3 protein-coding genes are annotated in these 1763 nt (G+C 61.3%); all 3 read left to right on the plus strand.

All coding sequences use genetic code 11. The features are described 5' to 3' along the window. Nucleotides 1-521, plus strand: a 521-nt coding sequence (locus tag WAW17_RS02665) for an MlaE family ABC transporter permease (protein WP_422331472.1), incomplete at its 5' end; no start/stop codon positions are given. Nucleotides 522-661: 140 nt separating this feature from the next. Next, on the plus strand, nucleotides 662-1441 hold the full coding sequence (locus WAW17_RS02670) for an MlaE family ABC transporter permease (RefSeq protein ID WP_422331473.1): 780 nt from the start codon (nucleotides 662-664) through the stop codon (nucleotides 1439-1441). Between the two features lie 100 nt (nucleotides 1442-1541). Continuing rightward, nucleotides 1542-1763 (plus strand): MlaD family protein (locus WAW17_RS02675; protein WP_422331474.1); only part of this gene is annotated, 222 nt, incomplete at its 3' end.

Raw genomic sequence — 1763 nt, forward strand, 5'->3', positions numbered from 1 at the left:
TCAGCGGTACCGGTGCAGGTGTCTCCATCATCCGCGAAATCGGTCCTGTGGTAACGGTGTTGGTAGTCGCCGGAGCAGGATCCACGGCGATCTGCGCCGACCTCGGTTCGCGCACCATCCGCGAGGAGATCGATGCGATGAAGGTTTTGGGCATCGACCCCATTCAGCGTCTGTGTGTGCCGAGGGTGCTTGCCTCGATCCTCATCGCGATTTTCTTGAACGGTTTGGTTTCCGCGGTGGGACTCGTGGGCGGGTACATCGCGACCGTCTACATGCAGGGGGCTTCGCCCGGCCAATACGTGACGAGCATTTCGATCCTCGTCGGACTCGGCGATTTCCTGGTGAGTGAGGTGAAGGCGGCGGTGTTCGGGATGCTTGCGGGCCTGGTGGCGTGTCACCTGGGCCTGAACGTCAAGGGTGGGCCGAAGGGCGTGGGTGATGCGGTCAACCAGACCGTGGTGTTCAGTTTCCTGCTCCTGTTCCTCGCGAATTCGGTCATCACGACGCTCGCACTGCACTGACAGCGCTAACAACCTCGAGCCGGAGATCCGGCGAACAAGGGGAGAAATCAGTGTCGAAAGCAATACGAGCCAGGGGGTCTGGGTCGAATGTGGCAGTGCTTGGGCGCCTGGTTGATGTGCCGGTGGGTTACCTGGAGGAGATGGGAAGGCAACTGTACTTCTACAGTCATGCGATCGCCTCCATCCCGAGGACCTTCGCGCGATACCGCAAGGAGACCGTTCGGCTTCTCGCGGAGGTCAGCATGGGAACGGGTGCGCTTGCGGTGATCGGCGGAACACTGGTCGTGGTTTCCCTGCTGACCAGTGCCGTCGGCTACGAGGTCGGCCAGCAGGGTGCAACGTCGATGGGGCGGATCGGAATCGGCGCGTTGTCGGGATTCATCTCGGCATTCTTCAATACACGCGAAGCGATTCCCGTGATCGCCGGTATCGCTCTGACCGCGACGGTGGGGGCCGGCTTCACTGCTCAGCTCGGCGCCATGCGTGTCAGCGAAGAAATCGACGCGATGGAAACGATGTCGATACCGTCGTTGCCCTACCTCGTCACCACACGGGTGATCGCGGGCGTCGTGGCGGTTATTCCGTTGTATGCCGTCGCCTTGTTCGTCGGCTACGTGGCAACGCAGATCGTGACCGTGTATATGGCAGGGGAGGCCAGCGGAACCTATCAGCACTATTTCAGCGTCTTCCTCGTGCCGAGTGATGTGGCTTGGTCGGTCCTGAAAGTTGTTGCCATGTCGGTGATCGTGATGTGCGTGCACTGCTATCACGGTTACAACGCGCGGGGCGGGCCGGCCGGCGTCGGCGTGGCCGTCGGACGCGCCGTCCGCACTTCTCTGATCTCGATCATGGTTATCGATCTTCTCGTCGGGATTGCTGTCTATGGTGGATCGGCCGGCGCAGTGAAGGTGTCGGGCTGATATGGGCGGGCATCTAGAAGAACGCAGCCGGTCGGCGTACGTTGCCCTCGGCTTGACGCTTGTGTGTCTTGTCCTCGCGGCCACCGCTGTTTCCATAAGCATGTACCGGGGTTCGTTCGAGTCGACCGTGCCGGTGACGTTGCATTCGGCCCGTGCCGGACTGATGCTGGAGCCGGGGTCGGACATCAAGATCAGGGACGTGGTCGTCGGGCGGGTGTCGAAGGTTCAACTCGTCGACAACCAGGCCGAGATCACGATGGACATCGACGAAGACCGAGTGGCAGGAATACCAGAAAATGTGTCGGCGGTCATCGACCCCACC

The organism is Rhodococcus sp. (in: high G+C Gram-positive bacteria) (assembly GCF_049286785.1).
Lineage (GTDB): Bacteria > Actinomycetota > Actinomycetes > Mycobacteriales > Mycobacteriaceae > Rhodococcus_F.

Bases quoted from the DNA above. Each gene is read 5' to 3' on its own strand.
- WAW17_RS02670 (WP_422331473.1), top strand. From the start codon at position 662: ATGGGAAGGCAACTGTACTTCTACAGTCATGCGATCGCCTCCATCCCG.